Raw genomic sequence first — 16,176 nt, 5'->3', positions numbered from 1 at the left:
CGCGCGTACGGGGTGGCCCCCTGTGGCCGCCGATTCCTGATCTGGATGTCAAGCAGTCAGGGTCACGGGCGGTATGGGCTGGTAGCGCCGCCCGTCACGCAGGAGAGCCCACAGGACGTTGACTCGTCGGCGTGCGAGGGCCATGACGGCCTGGCTGTGTCGTTTGCCTTCGGCGCGCTTGCGGTCGTAGAAGCGGCGGGACCCGTCACAGCAGCGGATGCTGATCAGCGCGGAGGTGTAGAAAACGCGCTGGAGGCGCCGGCTGTAACGAGTGGGGCGGTGCAGGTTGCCGCTGACCTTCCCGGAATCGCGGGGTGTCGGGGAGACGCCTGCGAAGGCGGCCAGCCGGTCCGCGCTGGCGAAGGCGGCCATGTCGCCGCCTGTGGCGGCCAGGAATTCGGCGCCCGGCAGAGCGCCGGTGCCGGGCATGCTCGCGATCACCTCGGCGGTGCGATGCCGGCGAAACCGGCCCTCAATGAGCTTGTCGATCTCGGCGATCTCTTCGTTGAGGGCCACCACCTCCTTCGCCAGGGAGTGCACCACGCGGGCGGTCATATCCTCGCCGGGGACGCTGGTGTGCTGGCCTTCGGCGGCCTGGACGGCCTTGACGGCGAGTTCGTCGGCGCTGCGGGCCTTGCGGTTGCGCAGCCAGGTGGCCAGTCGTCGGCGGCCGGCCCGGCGGATGGCAGCCGGGGTCTGGTAGCCGGTCAGGAGAAGCAGGGGGCCGACGTTGCTCAGGTCGAGCTCGCGCTCCAGACCAGGGAAGATCTCGGTGAGGTGGCCGCGGAGCCGGTTGATGGTCCGGGTGCGGTCGTCGCTGAGGTCGCGGCGGTGCCGGGTGAGGACCTTCAGCTCGGACACCAGCTCGTCGCCTGGCCGCAACACGGCGAGGTCGCGCCGGATGCGGGCCTGATCGGCGATCACCGCCGCGCCCTTCGCGTCGGTCTTGCCATCGCCGCGGTAGCGCTCAGAAGCCCTGTTGACCGCCCGACCGGGGATGTGGAGGAGCTGCTGACCGTGATTGAGCAGCACTGCGATGATCAGGGCGGCGCCGCCGTCCGCCAGGTCAATGGCCCAGACCGCTTCGTCGCCCAGAGCGAGAACGTCCCCGAGGAGCTTGAGCAGTTCCGTCTCGTCGTTGGCGACGCGTCGGGACAGCAGCCGCTTACCGGTTTCGTCGATCACCATGCAGTGGTGATGGGTCTTCCCGGCGTCGATACCGGCCCAGATCGCTGTCACGTGCGATCCACGGCTGTCTCGGCCGGAGACCGGCCGAGCTCATTCTCCCCAGATTCTCCCCAGCGGCCTGAAGGAGATGTGCTGCTGGCGCTTTCGCGGCCTGCCGCCAGCGGCACACCTGCGCTGACGCCGATTACTCAGAGCCAGTCCCGCCGCTTGAAGATGACGTACAAACCGGTACATACGACCGCCATCAGGACGATGGCGAAGGGGTATCCGAACACCCAGTGCAACTCCGGCATGTGATCGAAATTCATGCCGTAGATGGTGCCGACGAGGGTCGGGGCGAAGAGGATGGCCGCCCAGGAGGAGATCTTCTTGATCTCTTCGTTCTGCTCGAAGCCGGCCTCCGCGAGGGCGCGCATCTCGGCGTTCTGCTGCTGGTTCACGAGCGTGGCGTTGACGGTGAGGATGTCCTGGAGGGCCTGGCGGAAGCCGTCCACGCGTTCGGTGGTGTGGGTGGCGTGGTCGGCGACGTCGCGCAGGTAGCGGCGGAGTTCCTCGTCGATGCCGTATTTCTCGAAGCCCGCGGTCAGGCTCTCCAGCATGCCGTTCAGGGGGCGGGTCGCGCGCTGGAATTCCACGACTTCCCGCGAGAGTTCGTAGATACGGCGGGAAACGCGCGGGTCGCCGCCGAAGACCTCGGTCTCGATCTCGTCGATGTCGTTCTGCACCCCGGCGACCACCGGAGCGTAATCGTCCACCACGGCGTCGAGGATCGCGTAGAGGACCGCCTCGGGACCGCGGTCGAGGAGTTCCGGGGTGGCTTCCATGCGGCGGCGTACGGCGGGCAGGTCGGGCGCGCCGCCGTGCCGGACGGTGATCACGAAGTCGGGTCCGACGAAGACGTGCAGTTCGCCGAAGTCGACCTCCTCGGGGTCGTCGAGGTAGCGCGCGGCCCGCAGGACGACGAAGAGGGTGTCGCCGTAACGCTCCAGTTTCGGCCGCTGGTGGGCCTCCAGCGCGTCCTCCACGGCCAGCGGGTGAAGGTCGAATTCCGAGGCGAGGGTGACCAATTCGGAGGACGACGGCCGGTGCAGGCCGATCCAGGCCAGCGAACCGGCGGTGGTACGCAGGTTCCGGAAGGTGTCGGCGAGGGTTTCGTGGGTACTGAGGCGATGTCCGTCGCGGTAAAGCGTGGCATTGATGACACTGCCGGTGGACGTGGCACCCGCGTCCGGCGCCGGTGGCTCGTCCGCGCTGCCGGCGGGCGTCGCCGCGGCCGCCGGCCGCTTCTTCGCCGGCTTGCGCAGGCCACGCAGGCCGCGCAGCCCGCGGCCGGGAGGGTCAACGCTCATGGCGGAACACGACCTATGTAACAGAGGGAACGAACAGGAACAGGGGATCTCGACGCAGGATATATGCCTGGGGTGTCGGCGCTGATCACTGGCCATGGTGCAGGATGGAGGAGCCGGGTGACGCCATCCGTGTGTCGCACCCGAAGGCGTATAAGCGTTTATACCTACAATTGCGCGATGCAGATAGCGAAGTTGTCCAGCCCCTCCGGGAGAGGTGATTCGGTGAACGGGCCCGACGCCACCGACGAACAGTGGGAAGGGCTCGCCGAGGTCGTTCCCCTTCGCAGCGGCAGTGAATGGCCCTCGTGGCCCGATCACCGTGCCCTGCCCGACGAGGAACCGGGCGAGGAGATGCGGCGGTTCGTCGTCATCCGGGTGCAGACCTTCGCCGACGCGCGCGAGGTCGCCGAGTACCTGATGGCGCAGATCCCCGTCCTGCTCGACCTCAGCAGCGCCGACGCCGACGTGGCCAAACGCATCCTGGACTTCTCCAGCGGTGTCGTCTTCGGGCTCGCCAGCGGGATGCACCGGGTCGACACCAACGTCTTCCTCCTCGCACCCGTCGGCACCGAGGTCGCCGAGCCGCCGGCGGGTCTCGTACCCCGATCGTAGGAAGGCGTTGCAGCCGTAACGGTTTTGCTTTCGCCGGTTGCCTAGCGTCTTCATATGGACACAGAAAGTGTGCGCCCGGCGGTCACCGAATTACGTCTGTCCGCCTTCAAGTCGCATCGCGCCGCGACCTTCCCGCTGGGCCCGTTGACGCTGCTGACCGGCGCGAGCGGCAGCGGGAAATCCAGCGTGCTGCAGGCGTACGAGATCCTCGCGCGGCTGGGCAGCGGTGCCCGGCTCGGGCGGGCCGTGGCAGCGGCACCCGGGGGCGCGGCCGGGTGCGTACCGGCCTGGGCGCGCCCCGACGGGCAGGGACGACGCGGCTTCCGCATCGGCTGCACGGTCGACGGCCCGGTCGGCCCGGTCCGCCTCGACGTCGCCGTACAGGCCGAGCCGGAGCTGCGCATCGTCGGCGAACGCCTGACGGGCGCCGGCGAGACCCTGCTGTCGACAGCCCTGACCGATCCCGCCCGGCGCGCGGTACAGGCGGCCTGGTACACGGCCGGCTCGACCCCCGTGACACGCGCGCCGCTGCCCGACGACCGTCTGGGTACGGCTCTGCTGCCGTTGCGCGTCGCGGGCAAGACGGCCGGGCAGCGGCTCGTCCTCGCGGCGGCGGAGCAGGTGGTGGTGGCGCTGCGGTCGGTGTTCGCCTGCGACCCGCGCCCGGAGGTGATGCGCGGGGCGGGCCCCGGCGGCGGCTGCGGCGCGACAGCGGACATGGGCGGCCCGGGGCCCCGGGGTGGGATCAGATGCAGCTCCGGGGCCGGAACCGGCGCTACGGCCACCGCCGACCGCACACCCGGCCCCCGCGCCGGCCGCCCCGCACGCGAAGGCACCGGTAACGCTGCCGGTAACCATGCACCCCCAGACCCTCCTCCTGGGCCGGACCGCCCCGGCGAACCCGGTAGTCCCACCGGCCCCTTCAGACATGTCAACCTCACCGACCCCAGCGGTGCAACCGGGCCCGACAGCGCTCCCCGTGCCCAGGCGCGTACAGAAACCGGGGTGCCGGAGGGCTTCGTGACCGCGTCGGACGGCGAAGGGGCGGCGGACGACGGGGGCACGTTCGGCGGGAGCTGGGGCTGGTCCGCCGGGGACGGGCGGCTGCGTACCGCTTGCGACAACCTCCCCGCCGTACTGGGACGGACCAGCCGGGAGTGCGCGCGGCGGCACGCGGTGCTGGTCGAGGCGGTACGCGCGGGGTGCGTCGGCCCGGTGGCCGGGCTGCGGGCCGAGCCGATGGAACGCGGCGGCACGGTCGGCATGCGGGCGCTGGTCGAGCGCGGCGGACTGCCGGCGACGCCGCTGGAACAGCTCGGGGACGGCGAGCTGCGTTACGTCGCGCTGGCGCTGGTGCTCCTGACGGGCCCGGAGGTGCTGGCCATGGACCCGGCGGGCGAGGTGCTCTCTGCCCGCCAGGTGCTGGGGCTGATGGCCGACGGGATGGACCGCAGCCTCGACGACCGGCAGGCGCGGGCCTTGCTGGAGCTGGCCGTACGGATGGTGGGGCGCGGGCACATCCGGCTGCTCGGGACGGTACGGGACGCGTCGGCCGCCGAGGGGCTGCCCGGGGTGCGGGTGCTACACCTAGGGGTATGAGTGAAGATCTCCATGCATTGCAGAAGCGGCTCGCCGAGTTCGCGGCGGCCCGCGACTGGAAGCAGTACCACACCCCCAAGAACCTGGCGGCGGCGCTCAGCGTCGAGGCCTCCGAACTCGTCGAGATCTTCCAGTGGTTGACGCCCGAGGAGTCGGCGAAGGTCATGAGCGACGCGACGGCCGCCGGACGGGTCGAGGACGAGGTCGCCGACGTGCTGGCGTACCTGCTGCAGTTCTGCGACGCCCTGGGTATCGATGTGCTTCAGGCGCTGGCCGCGAAGATCGAACGCAACGAGACACGTTTTCCCGCGAAGGGGGCCGAACGGGCCAATCGTCACTCTATGGAGTGAAGGATCTTCCCGCATCGTCTTGGTTGTCCACAGATTTGCGAATTCCTCTGGCCTTTTTGGCCTTTCAAGTTCACGCTGGGTAGTGGCAGGTAGGTGCGGCGAAGCTGACAGTGGTCTGAGGGAGGGGGTCGCGGATGGACGCGGTGCGCATCATCGCGGCCAGTCGGCGCGGTCTGGCGCAGGCGCAGACGGTCCAGGAGATCGTCGTCGAGGCGTGGCAGGCACAGGCTCTGGCCGAGGCGGTGGGCAGCCATCTCGCGATATCCGGGCCGCACGAAGTGCGGTCCCGGGCGCGGGGATTGGGCGATGCGGGAGGGAGGACGAGCGCGGCACTGCTGATCCCCGCGCCGAGGATCGGCGGCCCACGGGCGGCCCAGCTCTCCGAGGTACGGGACACCCTGGCCGCCCTGCGAGGACTGTCCTGGCTCCTCGGCGAGGTGTGCGAGGCCCTGGTGGGCGTGGTCTGCGCGGCGGACGAGGAGGGGATGTACTGGACCTGCGTAGAGGCCATGGACGTAGCCGACGAATCCCGCGACCGAGTCACCGGAATACTCAAACACCTCACCGTCCGCCCCCGAGACACAGCCTGAAGGGGCGCGTACTCCGGCGCTTGCTCCTTCGGGGGGCGGGGGCGCTGGGGTGGGTGGCCGGTCGGCTGGGATCGGGTGGCTCTGAGGAAGGAGTGTTGAGAAAACGGTTGCTGAGGAGGAGGTTGCTGAGGGGAGGGCTGTTGAGGAGGAGGTTGCCGAGGATGGACGTGACCGCTTGGGCGGTGACTGGTTGGTCGGTGACTGCTCGAACGGTGGCCGCGTGTTGGGGTGTGCTGGTGCTAGCGCTGGTGCTGGTGCCCGTGGACGCAGCCGCCGTGGGGGATCAGTGAGGTTGACGTAGGACCAGAAGCCGTATCTGCTCGCCACCTGCCGCCGACATCCGTCGTCCACTGCTTGCTGCCTACTGCTCGCAAGCCCGCTCCGGCCGGTCGTGGGTGGGCGCCGCCTGGTCGGTGCTCGTCGAGTCGCGCTTCTTGGGCTTCGGCCGGGCCCAGGGGGTGGGGCTGGGGCAGCCGGTGGCAGCGGTTGGGCAACCCGGTGCGCCGGTCGGCCGGAACGCGTGGGGACACGGTGGGCGTCGCGTTGCGCGCACCTGGGCGGCTCGGTCCGCTGGGTTCCATCTCCGGCGCGGGGTGAGCGGACGGCTAGGACGGCTGGTGGTCGCCGGCGCTTCAGGGGAGCGGAATGCTTCGGGGCCTGCGGAATGGGGCCGGGCGGCCGGGGTGTGCGGTTGCCGGGTGGCTGGGCGGCTTCGGCCGACGGGAGGCTCGGGGTGTCGGAGGGTTCTGAGCGTTCGAGGGCTGGGGGCCGTTGGGTAAGGAGGGGAGCGCCTGAGGGGCTGAAGGCGGCTGAGGTGCTTGCGGGCGCCGGTGAGCGGAGTGACCGGAGGCTCCGTACGTTCGGTGCGGGTGCGGGTGCGGGTGCGGGTGCGGGTGCGGGGTTGCGCGGATTTGCGGTTGTGTGGGGGATTCGGGGTGGGGGTGTTCAGCGCATGTCTACGCTGACGGAATTGCGGGTGGATACGGAGGTGTAGCGGGTGTTGCCGTGGAATGTGGCGTTGTAGCCGCCGGTCAGCAGTTTGACGGCGGAGGCGAGGAGCGCGGGCAGGCGGGATTTCTTGCACTCGGCGTAACCGTGGGTGTCGGTGGTGGCCTCGCAGAGCACGGCTTTTTCGCCGGCCACGGTGAACTTGACCGGCAGGCCCGCCACGGGTGTGCCGTCGGCTTCGGTGATTTTCGCCTTCAGGCCGCTGGTCTGGCGGGTCAGTACGTCGAAGGAGCCGTAAAAGGATTTCGCGCTCAGGCGCTCGGGGGGAGTGGGGCGGGCGTCGTGGTCGAGGGCGGAGGCCGCGGTGACGGTGAGGGCGCTGGCCAGGGTCAGCGCCGTGGTGGAGATCGCGGCTGCGCGGGAGGTGGGACAGGGCACGTCATACCTCTTTCAGTAAGTCCTATCTCCGACTTACTGATCAACGTGCCGCAGTAAGAGATGGGTGCGGGGGTGCGGGTTGTTGAGCCGAAAGGGTGAGGCGAGGATGGGGGCGGAGGGGTGGAGGAGGTGGGTAGTGGCTGGAGGGCCGCTTGTTGGGGTTATTCGCCGCTTAGGGGCGTGGGGTGCCAGGGCGCTCGTGCGATGATCTGGAAAGTGGTTGATGGGTGTAGTGGGGTTGGGTGTGCGTGGGGGAGTGGGGTGGGATATGAGTGCGTCATCGCATGATCGGACTGGGGAGTTGGAAGTAGGCAGGGCGTAGGGGGCGGGTGGAGGATTTGTCGGGAGGGGGGTGGTGGGGTGCGGAACGTCGTCGCGTAGGACGGGGTTTGCTGCGCTGGGGGCGCCGGTGATGGTCTTCTCGGTGTGTGCGGGGACGTTGCTCAGAGTGCGGACGGAAAGGCCCACGAGAAGGCTGAATGGGCGCGCTGCGGTGACGTGCCGGTCAGTTGGCAGATGTATGCGTTCGCATATGGAGCGCTGGCGTGCGGGGCGGGCGCTGTCATTGTGTATGGGGGGTGTCCGCACGTGCTCGGCGTCGTACGCCCGAAGTTCTCGATGGCTGGCGCGGCAAGCCGGCGTCGGCGGCGTCGGTGTTCATGCTGCTCGGCGTCTTTCCGCTGCTGGGAGAGGCCTTCATCGTGTGGGCCTTGTACCAGCCGGCCTTGGTGGGCCCAGCAGCTGTGTCCGGCCGCGGTAATGGGCGTGCCGAAGGCACTCGCCCACGGTGGCGGAGGGTTTCCGGTCCAGGTCGCATCCGCGGATGTCCACCGGCATTCGCCGGTATCCGACGTTACGGCGGCTGAGGGCTGAACCCCCCTGTCGGGAAGGCGGCCTTCAGGGCGTCGGTGGCGGGCCCCACGGGGTCTCCAGTGCCGTGCGGAGGGCTTCGACCGTTTCGTGGCCGATGCGTTCGGCGAGTTGGCCCTCCAGGTCTTGCAGGAGGCGTTCGGCCTGGTGGTGGGCGTGTTCGCCTGCTGGGGTGCGGCGGATCAGGCGTTGTCGGGCGGAGGTGGGGTCGGGGGCCTGTTCCAGCAGTCCGGCTGAGACCAGGCCGTGTACGGCCTGGTGGGCGGTCTGCCGGGTGACGCCCATGCGCCGGGCCAGGGTGGCGACCGTGGTGCCCTCCGCGTCCAGGACGGCGAACAGGTGGACCTGGGTCGATGTCACCGGAGGGCCGCCGGCCGCGTTCATCGCGGCGAGGAGGGCTTCCTCGAACCAGCGTCGGGCATCGCCGAGCAGTTGGGGAAGGTTGCGGCGGCTGGGGTGGTGGTGCTGGAGGGGCATGACCGGCCTTGAGGCGAAGGGCGGGGAGAGAGGGGAGGGAGGGGTGGGAGGTGGGGAGAGGGGAGGGGCTGAGCGGGTTGCTTCCGGGGTGGGTGCGTGTCAGGGTACCTGACGGAGCGAGCGTCAGGGTGCCTGACGTTTCGCCTGTCGTCTGTCCGCTTCAGGAGGTTTTGTGACTATCGAGTACGCCACGCGTTATCGCCGGGCCTCGCGCATCCCGGCCGAGCCGGGCCGGCCGTACTTCATCGAGAAGGGCGAGGGGGACCGGGCCCACCTGTTCGGCGACCTGGTCACCGTCTACGCCGGCGGCGAGCAGACCGGGAACGCGTTCAACTTCTTCACCGTCGAGGGGCCCAAGGGCGACCTCATCCCGGCCCACCTGCACACCGACACGTACGAGGTCTTCTACGTCACCCAGGGCGCCGTCCGGCTGTTCGTCGAGGACACCGAGGGCGAGCAGCAGGAGAAGCTGCTGACCCCGGGTGACTTCGGTTTCGTCCCCGCGAATTGTGCACACGCCTATCGCATGGAACGCCACCACAGTCAGGTCGTCGGCGTCGCCGCAGGTCCCGGCGGTACGTTCGAGCGGTTCTTCGAGAACCTCGGAATTCCCACGGAGCAGCTCGGCCTGCCGCGTGAACCGGTCGTCCCGGAGGCGGGCAAGTTCAAGACGGTTCCCGAGCGGTACGACGTGCACTTCCTCCCGGGACATGAGTGGCGTACGCGGTGACGGACCGGGAGCGGCCGGGGGCGCCCGCGACCCGAGTGGGGGAATGACCGGCGCTGCCGGGTCGCCCGGACGGCGGGGGTGCGGGCGCGGTGCGAGACTGCGGTAGGAGGTGATCACGATGGCCGGCGAAGCCTTTGCGGACGCCTACCCGGGCGCCGAGGGCTACGGGATGCTCGAAACGCTGCTGGAGCACGCCCAGCGCGCGGCCCCCACGGACATGCCCGACCTGGTGAACCGGCACGCCGCGGCGCTCGGGCTGCGCCACGTCGGCCTCTACCTGGTCGACATCCAGCAGCGGCAGCTGTGCCCGATGGGCACGGGGCAGCGTTCGCTGTCGGTGGACGCCTCCCTCGCGGGATGGACGTACCGCACCCTGGCCATGCGGGTGGAGGACGTGGACGCCCCGGAGGGCGGCATCCGGGTCTGGCTGCCGCTGGTCGACGGGGTGGAGCGGCTGGGCGTACTGGAGGTACGTACCGACCTGCTGGACGGCGACCGGATGCGCCGCTGCCGTGCGCTGGCGGCCCTGCTGGCCCCGATCATCACCTCGAAACGGGCTTACAGCGACACGTTCGTACGTCAGGCGCGTACGCAGCCGATGCAGCTGCCCGCGGAAATGGTGCGGGCCTTCCTGCCGCCGCGCACGATCGGCAACGAGCAGGCGGTGTCCACGGCGGTGCTGGAACCCGCGTACGAGCTGGGCGGCGACGCGTTCGACCACTCCGTGACGCAGGACACGCTGCACGCCGCGATCATCGATTCGATGGGCCACGACCTGGCCGCCGGCCTGGCCACTTCCGTCGCCCTGGCGGGCTGCCGCAGCGGGCGGCGGGCCGGTGCGGATCTGCGCGAGACGGTGGACACCGTCGACCAGGCACTGTACGAGTGGCTCCCCGACCGGTTCGCCACCGGCATCTTCCTGCAGCTCGACCTCGCCGACGGGCGGCTGCGCTGGGTCAACTGCGGCCACCCGCCGCCGCTCCTCATCCGTCGGCACGCCGTCCTCGACAGCGCGCTGGAGCGGCCCGGGCAGCTGCCGCTGGGCCTGCCGGCGGCGCTGAGCTCGGAAATGCGTACCGTCCACGTGGCGGAACTGGAGCCGGGCGACCGCGTGCTGCTCTACACGGACGGTGTGACCGAGGCGCGGGACTCCAGTGGCGCGCTGTTCGGGATGGACCGGTTCACGGACACGATCATCCGGGCCACCGCGGGCGGCGAACTGGCCTTCGAGACCCTGCGCCGACTGATCCACTTCATCGTCGACGACCAGGGCAACGAGCTGCGGGACGATGCCACGCTGTTGCTGGTGGAGTGGTGTCCGGGCCCGTGGGGGCCGGGTGGGGAGGCGCCGGTGTGAGGCCGAGGGCAGCGGCGGCTCACGAGTCCCGCACCCGCACCCAACCCCCACACTCCGCGCCGCACGCCGCCCGACGCCCCGCGCCACACGCCGCGCATATTCCGCGCCCCCAACGCCGTCCGCGTCCCCCCCCGCGAGCCCTGCGCTCCTCAGGCCACCTGCGGCATGACCTCGGAGGCGATCAGTTCCATCTGGTCGAGGTCGGTCAGGTCCAGCATCTGGAGGTAGACGCGCCGGCAGCCGACGGCCCCGAAGCGGCCGAGGCGTTCGACGACCTCGGCGGGGGAGCCGGCCAGGCCGTTGGCCTTCAGCTCGTCGACCTGGCGGCCGATGGCGTCCGCGCGGCGCTTGACCTCCGCGTCGTTCCGGCCGACACAGGCGACCAGGGCGTTGGAGTACACCAGGTCGTCGGCGTTCCGCCCGCGGTGCTCGGCTGCCGCCCGTACCCGCTTGAACTGCTGCTCGGTGTCGTCCAACGAGGCGAAGGGGATGTTGAATTCGTCCGCGTACTCGGCGGCGAGCGCGGGGGTGCGCTTGGCGCCGTGCCCGCCGATGAGGACCGGCACCTTCGGCTGGGCCGGCTTGGGCAGCGCGGGCGAGTCCGCCAGCTGGTAGAACTTCCCGTCGAAGCTGAAGCGTTCGCCGGTGGGCGTCTTCCACAGTCCAGTGATGATCGCCAGCTGCTCCTCCAGCCGGCCGAACTTCTCCTTGGGGAAGGGAATGCCGTACGCCTTGTGCTCGTCCTCGTACCAGCCGGAGCCCAGGCCGAAGTCGATCCGGCCGCCCGACATCTGGTCGACCTGGGCGACCTGGATGGCCAGCACGCCGGGGAGGCGGAAGGTGCCGGCGGTCATCAGAGTGCCGAGCCGGATGTGCTTGGTCTCCCGGGCCAGGCCGGCCAGGGTGATCCAGGCGTCCGTCGGGCCGGGCAGGCCGTCGGTGCTGCCCATGTGCAGGTAGTGGTCGGAACGGAAGAACGCGCCGTAGTTCAGGTCCTCGGCGGCTCGCGCGACGCGGAGAAGGGTGTCGTAGGTGGCCCCCTGCTGGGGCTCGGTGAAGATCCGGAGTTCCATGCCGCCCATCTTGCCCTGCGGGCGCCGGGAGCCGGGAACAGGCACGGCAGCGCGCGGGAGCGGCAGGCGCGACGAGCAGGACGGGGCGGGCGGCCGCGGGCGGCGCCGGGCCGAGAGGGGTCTGGGCAGGACGAAGGCAGGGCCGGGGCCGGGGCCGAACCGAGGCAGGATCTGCCCCGCCCCCCCCCGCCCTCCCCTCCGCGACGCCCCTGTTCCCACCTGCAAAAACCAGTTCGTCAAACAGGTCGCTACCGGGCAATACTCGTACGCGTGTTCCTGACGATATCCACCACCGGAAGCGCTGAGCGCCCCGCGACCGACCTCGGGTTCCTGCTGCACAAGCACCCCGGCAAGGCGCAGGCGTTCTCGACGGCGCACGGCACGGCCCATGTGTTCTACCCCGAAGCGGACGACAGCCGGTGCACGGCCGCGCTGCTCCTGGAGGTGGACCCGGTCGCGCTGGTGCGGCGCGCCCGGGGCAGGGGCCGGGGCGGCGCCCCGGACTCGGCGCTCGCGCAGTACGTCAACGACCGCCCGTACGCGGCTTCGTCGCTGCTGGCCGTGGCCCTGAGCACGGTCTTCGCGAGCGCGATGAAGGGGCAGTGCAAGGCCCGCCCCGAGCTGCCCGCGCAGCCGCTGCCGCTGCACATCGCGCTGCCCGCCGTGCCCGCGCGCGGCGGCGCCGGCCTGGTGCGCCGGCTGTTCGAGCCGCTGGGGTGGACGGTACGGGCCGAGCCGGTGCCGCTGGACGAGACGTTCCCGGAGTGGGGCGACTCGCGGTACGTACGGCTCGGCCTGGAGGGCGAGCGGACGGTCGCCGAGGCGCTGCGGCACCTGTACGTCCTGCTGCCGGTGCTCGACGACGCCAAGCACTACTGGGTCGCGCCCGACGAGGTCGACAAGCTGCTGCGGACCGGCGAGGGCTGGCTGGAGGACCACCCCGAGCAGAAGCTGATCGTCGGCCGCTACCTCGCCCGCCGCGGGGCGCTGACGCGCGACGCGCTTCAGCGGCTGGAGCTGGCCCGGCTCGCCGAGGCGGACGACACCGCAGTCGAGGAGATCGACAACGCGGTGGAGGAGTCGGCCGACACCGAGGAGCGCCCGGTGCCGCTCGCCGTGCAGCGGCGGGCCGCGATCCTCGGCGTGCTGCGCGAGGTGAAGGCGGCGCGGGTGCTGGACCTCGGCTGCGGGCAGGGGCAGTTGCTGGGCGAGCTGCTCAAGGAGCGGCAGTTCACCGACATCGTCGGCATGGACGTGTCGATGCGCGCGCTCCAGGAGGCGCGGCGCAGGCTGCGGCTGGACCGGATGCCCGAGCGGCAGTCCGAGCGGCTGCGCCTGGTGCAGGGTTCGCTGGCGTACACCGACGCGCGTCTGAAAGGGTACGACGCCGCCGTGCTGAGCGAGGTCGTCGAGCACGTCGACCTGCCGCGGCTGTCCGCGCTGGAGTACGCGGTCTTCGGTGCGGCCCGGCCGCGTACGGTCGTGGTGACCACGCCGAACGTCGAGTACAACGTGCGCTGGGAGTCGCTGCCCGCCGGGCACGTACGGCACGGTGACCACCGCTTCGAGTGGACGCGCGAGGAGTTCCGGGCGTGGGCCGGGGAGGTGGCGGGGCGGCACGGGTACGAGGTGGAGTTCCGGCCCGTGGGCCCGGAGGACCCCGAGGTCGGCCCACCGACCCAGCTCGCGTACTTCCGTCAGACGGAACCCGACCCGACCACCCCCGCCACCCGAACCGCCCCCAGCCCCGCAAAGGAGGCCCAGGCATGACCGACTCCACCCCCGCCCGCCGGCCGCTGGGCGTCCCCGACCTGTGCCTGGTGGTGCTCGTCGGCGCCACCGGCTCCGGCAAGTCGACGTTCGCCGCGCGGCACTTCAAGCCCACCGAGGTGCTCTCCTCGGACTTCTGCCGCGGGCTGGTCAGCGACGACGAGAACGACCAGGGCGCGAGCGGTGACGCCTTCGACGTCCTGCACTACATCGCGGCCAAGCGGCTCGCGGCCGGCCGGCGGACCGTCGTCGACGCCACGAACGTACAGCCGGAGGCGCGCGCCCAGCTGGTGAAGCTGGCCCGGGAGCACGACGTGCTGCCGGTGGCCGTCGTCCTCGACGTACCCGAGGAGGTGTGTTCCGAGCGCAACGCGGCGCGCGCCGACCGCGCCGGGCTGCCGCGCCGTGTCATCCAGCGCCATCAGCGCGAACTGCGCCGTTCTCTGCGGCACTTGGAGCGCGAGGGCTTCCGTAAGGTGCATGTGCTCAAGGGCGTGGAGCAGGTCGGGGCGGCGGAGATCGTCACCGAGCGGCGCTTCAACGATCTGCGGCACCTGACCGGGCCGTTCGACATCGTCGGTGACATCCACGGCTGCCGCTCCGAGCTGGAGACGCTGCTCGTACGGCTGGGGTACGAGGTCGCGCACGACGCGCTCGGCCGCGCCGTGGACGCCCGGCACCCGCAGGGCCGTACCGCGGTGTTCGTCGGCGACCTGGTGGACCGCGGCCCGGACAGTCCCGGCGTGCTGCGTCTGGTGATGGGCATGGTCGCCGCCGGGCACGCGCTGTGCGTACCGGGCAACCACGAGAACAAGCTCGGCCGCTACCTCAAGGGCCGCAAGGTGCAGCACAGTCATGGACTCGCCGAGACCGTCGCGCAGCTGGAGGCGGAGGACGAGGCGTTCCGCGGCGAGGTCGCCGCGTTCATCGAGGGCCTGGTCAGCCACTACGTGCTCGACGGCGGGGCGCTGGTGGTCTGCCACGCCGGGCTGCCGGAGAAGTACCACGGCCGTACGTCGGGCCGGGTGCGGTCCTTCGCGCTGTACGGCGACACGACCGGCGAGACGGACGAGTTCGGGCTGCCGGTGCGCTACCCGTGGGCCGAGGACTACCGGGGGCGCGCCGCCGTGGTCTACGGGCACACTCCGGCGCCGCGCGCGAGCTGGCTGAACAACACCATCTGCCTGGACACCGGCTGTGTCTTCGGCGGCCGGATGACGGCGCTGCGCTGGCCGGAGCGGGAACTGGTCGACGTACCGGCCGAGCGGGTCTGGTACGAGCCGGCCAAGCCCCTGGCCAGTGAGGCGCCGGGCGGTGCCGACGGGCGCCCGCTGGACCTCGGTGACGTCGCCGGGCGGCGGGTCGTGGAGACGCGCCACATGGGCCGGGTCGCCGTCAAGGAGGAGAACGCGGCGGCGGCGCTGGAGGTGATGAGCCGGTTCGCGGCCGACCCGCGCCTGCTGCCGTACCTGCCGCCGACGATGGCGCCCTGCGCGACGTCCAAGGAGGACGGCTACCTGGAGCACCCGGCCGAGGCGTTCGCGTCGTACCGGGCGGACGGCGTACGGGAGGTCGTGTGCGAGGAGAAGCACATGGGCTCGCGGGCCGTGGTCCTGGTGTGCCGGGACGAGGCGGCGGCGCGGGAACGGTTCGGTACGGCGGAGGGTGTCACCGGCGCGGTCTGCACACGCACCGGACGGCCGTTCTTCGACGACCCGGCCGTCACCGAGCAGGTGCTGAAGACCGTACGCGAGGCCGTCGAGGGCGCGGGCCTGTGGGAGGAACTGGCCGACCCCGCCGCGGCCGCCTCCGGGCACTGGCTGCTGTTCGACGCCGAGCTGCTGCCCTGGTCGCTGAAGGCGTCCGGCCTGCTGCGCGGGCAGTACGCGGCGGTCGGTGCGGCGTCCGGCGCGGCCTTGCCCGGGGCGTTGGACGCGCTGGAGGCGGCCGCGGCGCGCGGCGTGGAGGTGCCCGACCTGCTGGCCAGGCAGCGTGACCGGGCTGCCGACGCGGCCGCGTTCACCGAGGCGTACCGGCGGTACTGCTGGCCGGTCGACGGCTTGGACGGCGTACGGCTGGCACCGTTCCAGATCCTGGCCGCTCCGGGCCGCAGCCTGGCCGCCGTACCGCACGACGAGCAGCTGGCCTGGCTGGACCGGCTCGTCGAGCACGACGGAACGGGACTGTTGCGTCGTACCGGCCGTCTGGTCGTCGACACGGAGGACGAGGCGTCGGTCGCGGCCGGCGTGCGGTGGTGGCTCGACCTGACCGCCGCCGGCGGCGAGGGGATGGTGGTCAAGCCGCTGGGCGCGCTGGTGCGCAAGGGTGACGGGCGGCTGGTGCAGCCGGGCGTCAAGTGCCGTGGCCGGGAGTACCTGCGGATCATCTACGGTCCGGAGTACACCCGCCCGGAGAACCTGGACCGGCTGCGCGTGCGCCACCTGGGCCACAAGCGCTCCCTCGCCCTGCGCGAGTACGCCCTCGGCCTGGAGGCCCTGGACCGCCTCGCCGAAGGGGAGCCCCTGTGGCGGGTGCACGAGGCGGTCTTCGCGGTGCTGGCACTGGAGTCGGAGCCGGTGGACCCGCGGTTGTAGTCCGCGCGGCCCGCAAGCCGCAAGTCCTTGCAGCACGAAGAGCAAGAACAGCACGAACAGCCCGCGGCCCCGGGGGCCTGGCCGAAGACGGCCGGGCCCCCGCTGTCGTCCGGTCACGTTCGGTGAGCCTGCGATGCGCGCCGCTTGCGTGCTGCCCGCGCGCGGGCGGACGGAGTGAGGCACAGGTGTTCGGTGAGGTCAAAACCCTTGTGAGTGTGGGTAGTTGAGAGC

13 protein-coding genes are annotated in these 16,176 nt (G+C 71.2%); 8 read left to right on the top strand and 5 right to left on the bottom strand.

Translation table 11 applies throughout. The features are described 5' to 3' along the window. Positions 1-48 precede the first annotated feature (48 nt). Positions 49-1,239, bottom strand: a complete 1,191-nt coding sequence (locus ACZ4Z1_RS15650) for an IS110 family RNA-guided transposase (RefSeq protein WP_468487134.1) — start codon at positions 1,237-1,239, stop codon at positions 49-51. A gap of 137 nt (positions 1,240-1,376) precedes the next feature. Then, positions 1,377-2,537 carry a magnesium and cobalt transport protein CorA gene (locus ACZ4Z1_RS15645; RefSeq protein ID WP_468487133.1) on the bottom strand — a complete coding sequence of 387 codons (1,161 nt, stop codon included), beginning with the start codon at positions 2,535-2,537 and terminating at the stop codon, positions 1,377-1,379. Between the two features lie 222 nt (positions 2,538-2,759). On the opposite strand from ACZ4Z1_RS15645, the gene ACZ4Z1_RS15640 reads away from it, so the two are divergent. The 4 genes from ACZ4Z1_RS15640 (at position 2,760) to ACZ4Z1_RS15625 (ending at position 5,688) form a co-directional block, all read left to right on the top strand. Next, positions 2,760-3,149 carry a cell division protein SepF gene (locus ACZ4Z1_RS15640; protein ID WP_031004748.1) on the top strand — a complete coding sequence of 130 codons (390 nt, stop codon included), beginning with the start codon at positions 2,760-2,762 and terminating at the stop codon, positions 3,147-3,149. Positions 3,150-3,203: 54 nt separating this feature from the next. Continuing rightward, on the top strand, positions 3,204-4,748 hold the full coding sequence (locus ACZ4Z1_RS15635) for a biotin transporter BioY (protein ID WP_468487132.1): 1,545 nt from the start codon (positions 3,204-3,206) through the stop codon (positions 4,746-4,748). Then, on the top strand, positions 4,745-5,098 hold the full coding sequence (locus tag ACZ4Z1_RS15630) for a nucleotide pyrophosphohydrolase (protein ID WP_468487131.1): 354 nt from the start codon (positions 4,745-4,747) through the stop codon (positions 5,096-5,098). The genes ACZ4Z1_RS15635 and ACZ4Z1_RS15630 overlap by 4 nt, the downstream gene beginning before the upstream one ends. Positions 5,099-5,232: 134 nt before the next feature. Beyond that, positions 5,233-5,688: a DUF6099 family protein gene (locus ACZ4Z1_RS15625; RefSeq protein WP_468487130.1), complete on the top strand. Its 456-nt coding sequence runs from the start codon at positions 5,233-5,235 to the stop codon at positions 5,686-5,688. A gap of 945 nt (positions 5,689-6,633) precedes the next feature. Here the strand turns inward: ACZ4Z1_RS15625 and ACZ4Z1_RS15620 are convergent. Continuing rightward, positions 6,634-7,074 carry an Ig-like domain-containing protein gene (locus ACZ4Z1_RS15620; protein ID WP_468487129.1) on the bottom strand — a complete coding sequence of 147 codons (441 nt, stop codon included), beginning with the start codon at positions 7,072-7,074 and terminating at the stop codon, positions 6,634-6,636. 897 nt (positions 7,075-7,971) lie between these two features. Beyond that, the gene (locus ACZ4Z1_RS15615; RefSeq protein WP_468487128.1) at positions 7,972-8,421 is read right to left on the bottom strand and encodes a MarR family winged helix-turn-helix transcriptional regulator; all 450 of its coding nucleotides are present in this window, start codon (positions 8,419-8,421) and stop codon (positions 7,972-7,974) included. Between the two features lie 172 nt (positions 8,422-8,593). Here ACZ4Z1_RS15615 and ACZ4Z1_RS15610 point away from each other — a divergent pair, with 172 nt between their 5' ends. Both ACZ4Z1_RS15610 and ACZ4Z1_RS15605 read left to right on the top strand, forming a co-directional pair. Beyond that, on the top strand, positions 8,594-9,151 hold the full coding sequence (locus tag ACZ4Z1_RS15610; RefSeq protein ID WP_468487127.1) for a quercetin 2,3-dioxygenase: 558 nt from the start codon (positions 8,594-8,596) through the stop codon (positions 9,149-9,151). Between the two features lie 118 nt (positions 9,152-9,269). Continuing rightward, positions 9,270-10,508 (top strand): PP2C family protein-serine/threonine phosphatase, encoded by a 1,239-nt coding sequence (locus ACZ4Z1_RS15605; protein WP_468487126.1) that lies wholly within the window; start codon positions 9,270-9,272, stop codon positions 10,506-10,508. A 149-nt stretch (positions 10,509-10,657) separates the two neighbouring features. Here ACZ4Z1_RS15605 and ACZ4Z1_RS15600 read toward each other — a convergent pair whose 3' ends face one another. Next, a complete protein-coding gene (locus ACZ4Z1_RS15600) occupies positions 10,658-11,581 on the bottom strand; it encodes an LLM class F420-dependent oxidoreductase (RefSeq protein WP_468487125.1) in 924 nt (307 codons plus the stop codon). Positions 11,582-11,851: 270 nt separating this feature from the next. Between ACZ4Z1_RS15600 and ACZ4Z1_RS15595 the strand changes: the two genes are divergently transcribed. Together ACZ4Z1_RS15595 and ACZ4Z1_RS15590 are read left to right on the top strand one after the other, a co-directional pair. Next, the gene (locus tag ACZ4Z1_RS15595; RefSeq protein ID WP_468487124.1) at positions 11,852-13,351 is read left to right on the top strand and encodes a 3' terminal RNA ribose 2'-O-methyltransferase Hen1; all 1,500 of its coding nucleotides are present in this window, start codon (positions 11,852-11,854) and stop codon (positions 13,349-13,351) included. Next, positions 13,348-15,945, top strand: coding sequence for a polynucleotide kinase-phosphatase (locus tag ACZ4Z1_RS15590; RefSeq protein WP_468487123.1), 2,598 nt, complete (start codon positions 13,348-13,350; stop codon positions 15,943-15,945). The genes ACZ4Z1_RS15595 and ACZ4Z1_RS15590 overlap by 4 nt, the downstream gene beginning before the upstream one ends. Positions 15,946-16,176: the final 231 nt, after the last annotated feature.

The sequence above is a fragment of the Streptomyces sp. NPDC030165 genome, from assembly GCF_055573595.1.
This window is presented reverse-complemented; position numbering and strand designations above follow the sequence as displayed.

Bases quoted from the DNA above. Each gene is read 5' to 3' on its own strand.
- ACZ4Z1_RS15645 (WP_468487133.1), bottom strand. From the start codon at position 2,537: ATGAGCGTTGACCCTCCCGGCCGCGGGCTGCGCGGCCTGCGTGGCCTG.
- ACZ4Z1_RS15635 (WP_468487132.1), top strand. From the start codon at position 3,204: ATGGACACAGAAAGTGTGCGCCCGGCGGTCACCGAATTACGTCTGTCC.
- ACZ4Z1_RS15630 (WP_468487131.1), top strand. From the start codon at position 4,745: ATGAGTGAAGATCTCCATGCATTGCAGAAGCGGCTCGCCGAGTTCGCG.
- ACZ4Z1_RS15625 (WP_468487130.1), top strand. From the start codon at position 5,233: ATGGACGCGGTGCGCATCATCGCGGCCAGTCGGCGCGGTCTGGCGCAG.
- ACZ4Z1_RS15615 (WP_468487128.1), bottom strand. From the start codon at position 8,421: ATGCCCCTCCAGCACCACCACCCCAGCCGCCGCAACCTTCCCCAACTG.
- ACZ4Z1_RS15605 (WP_468487126.1), top strand. From the start codon at position 9,270: ATGGCCGGCGAAGCCTTTGCGGACGCCTACCCGGGCGCCGAGGGCTAC.
- ACZ4Z1_RS15600 (WP_468487125.1), bottom strand. From the start codon at position 11,581: ATGGAACTCCGGATCTTCACCGAGCCCCAGCAGGGGGCCACCTACGAC.
- ACZ4Z1_RS15590 (WP_468487123.1), top strand. From the start codon at position 13,348: ATGACCGACTCCACCCCCGCCCGCCGGCCGCTGGGCGTCCCCGACCTG.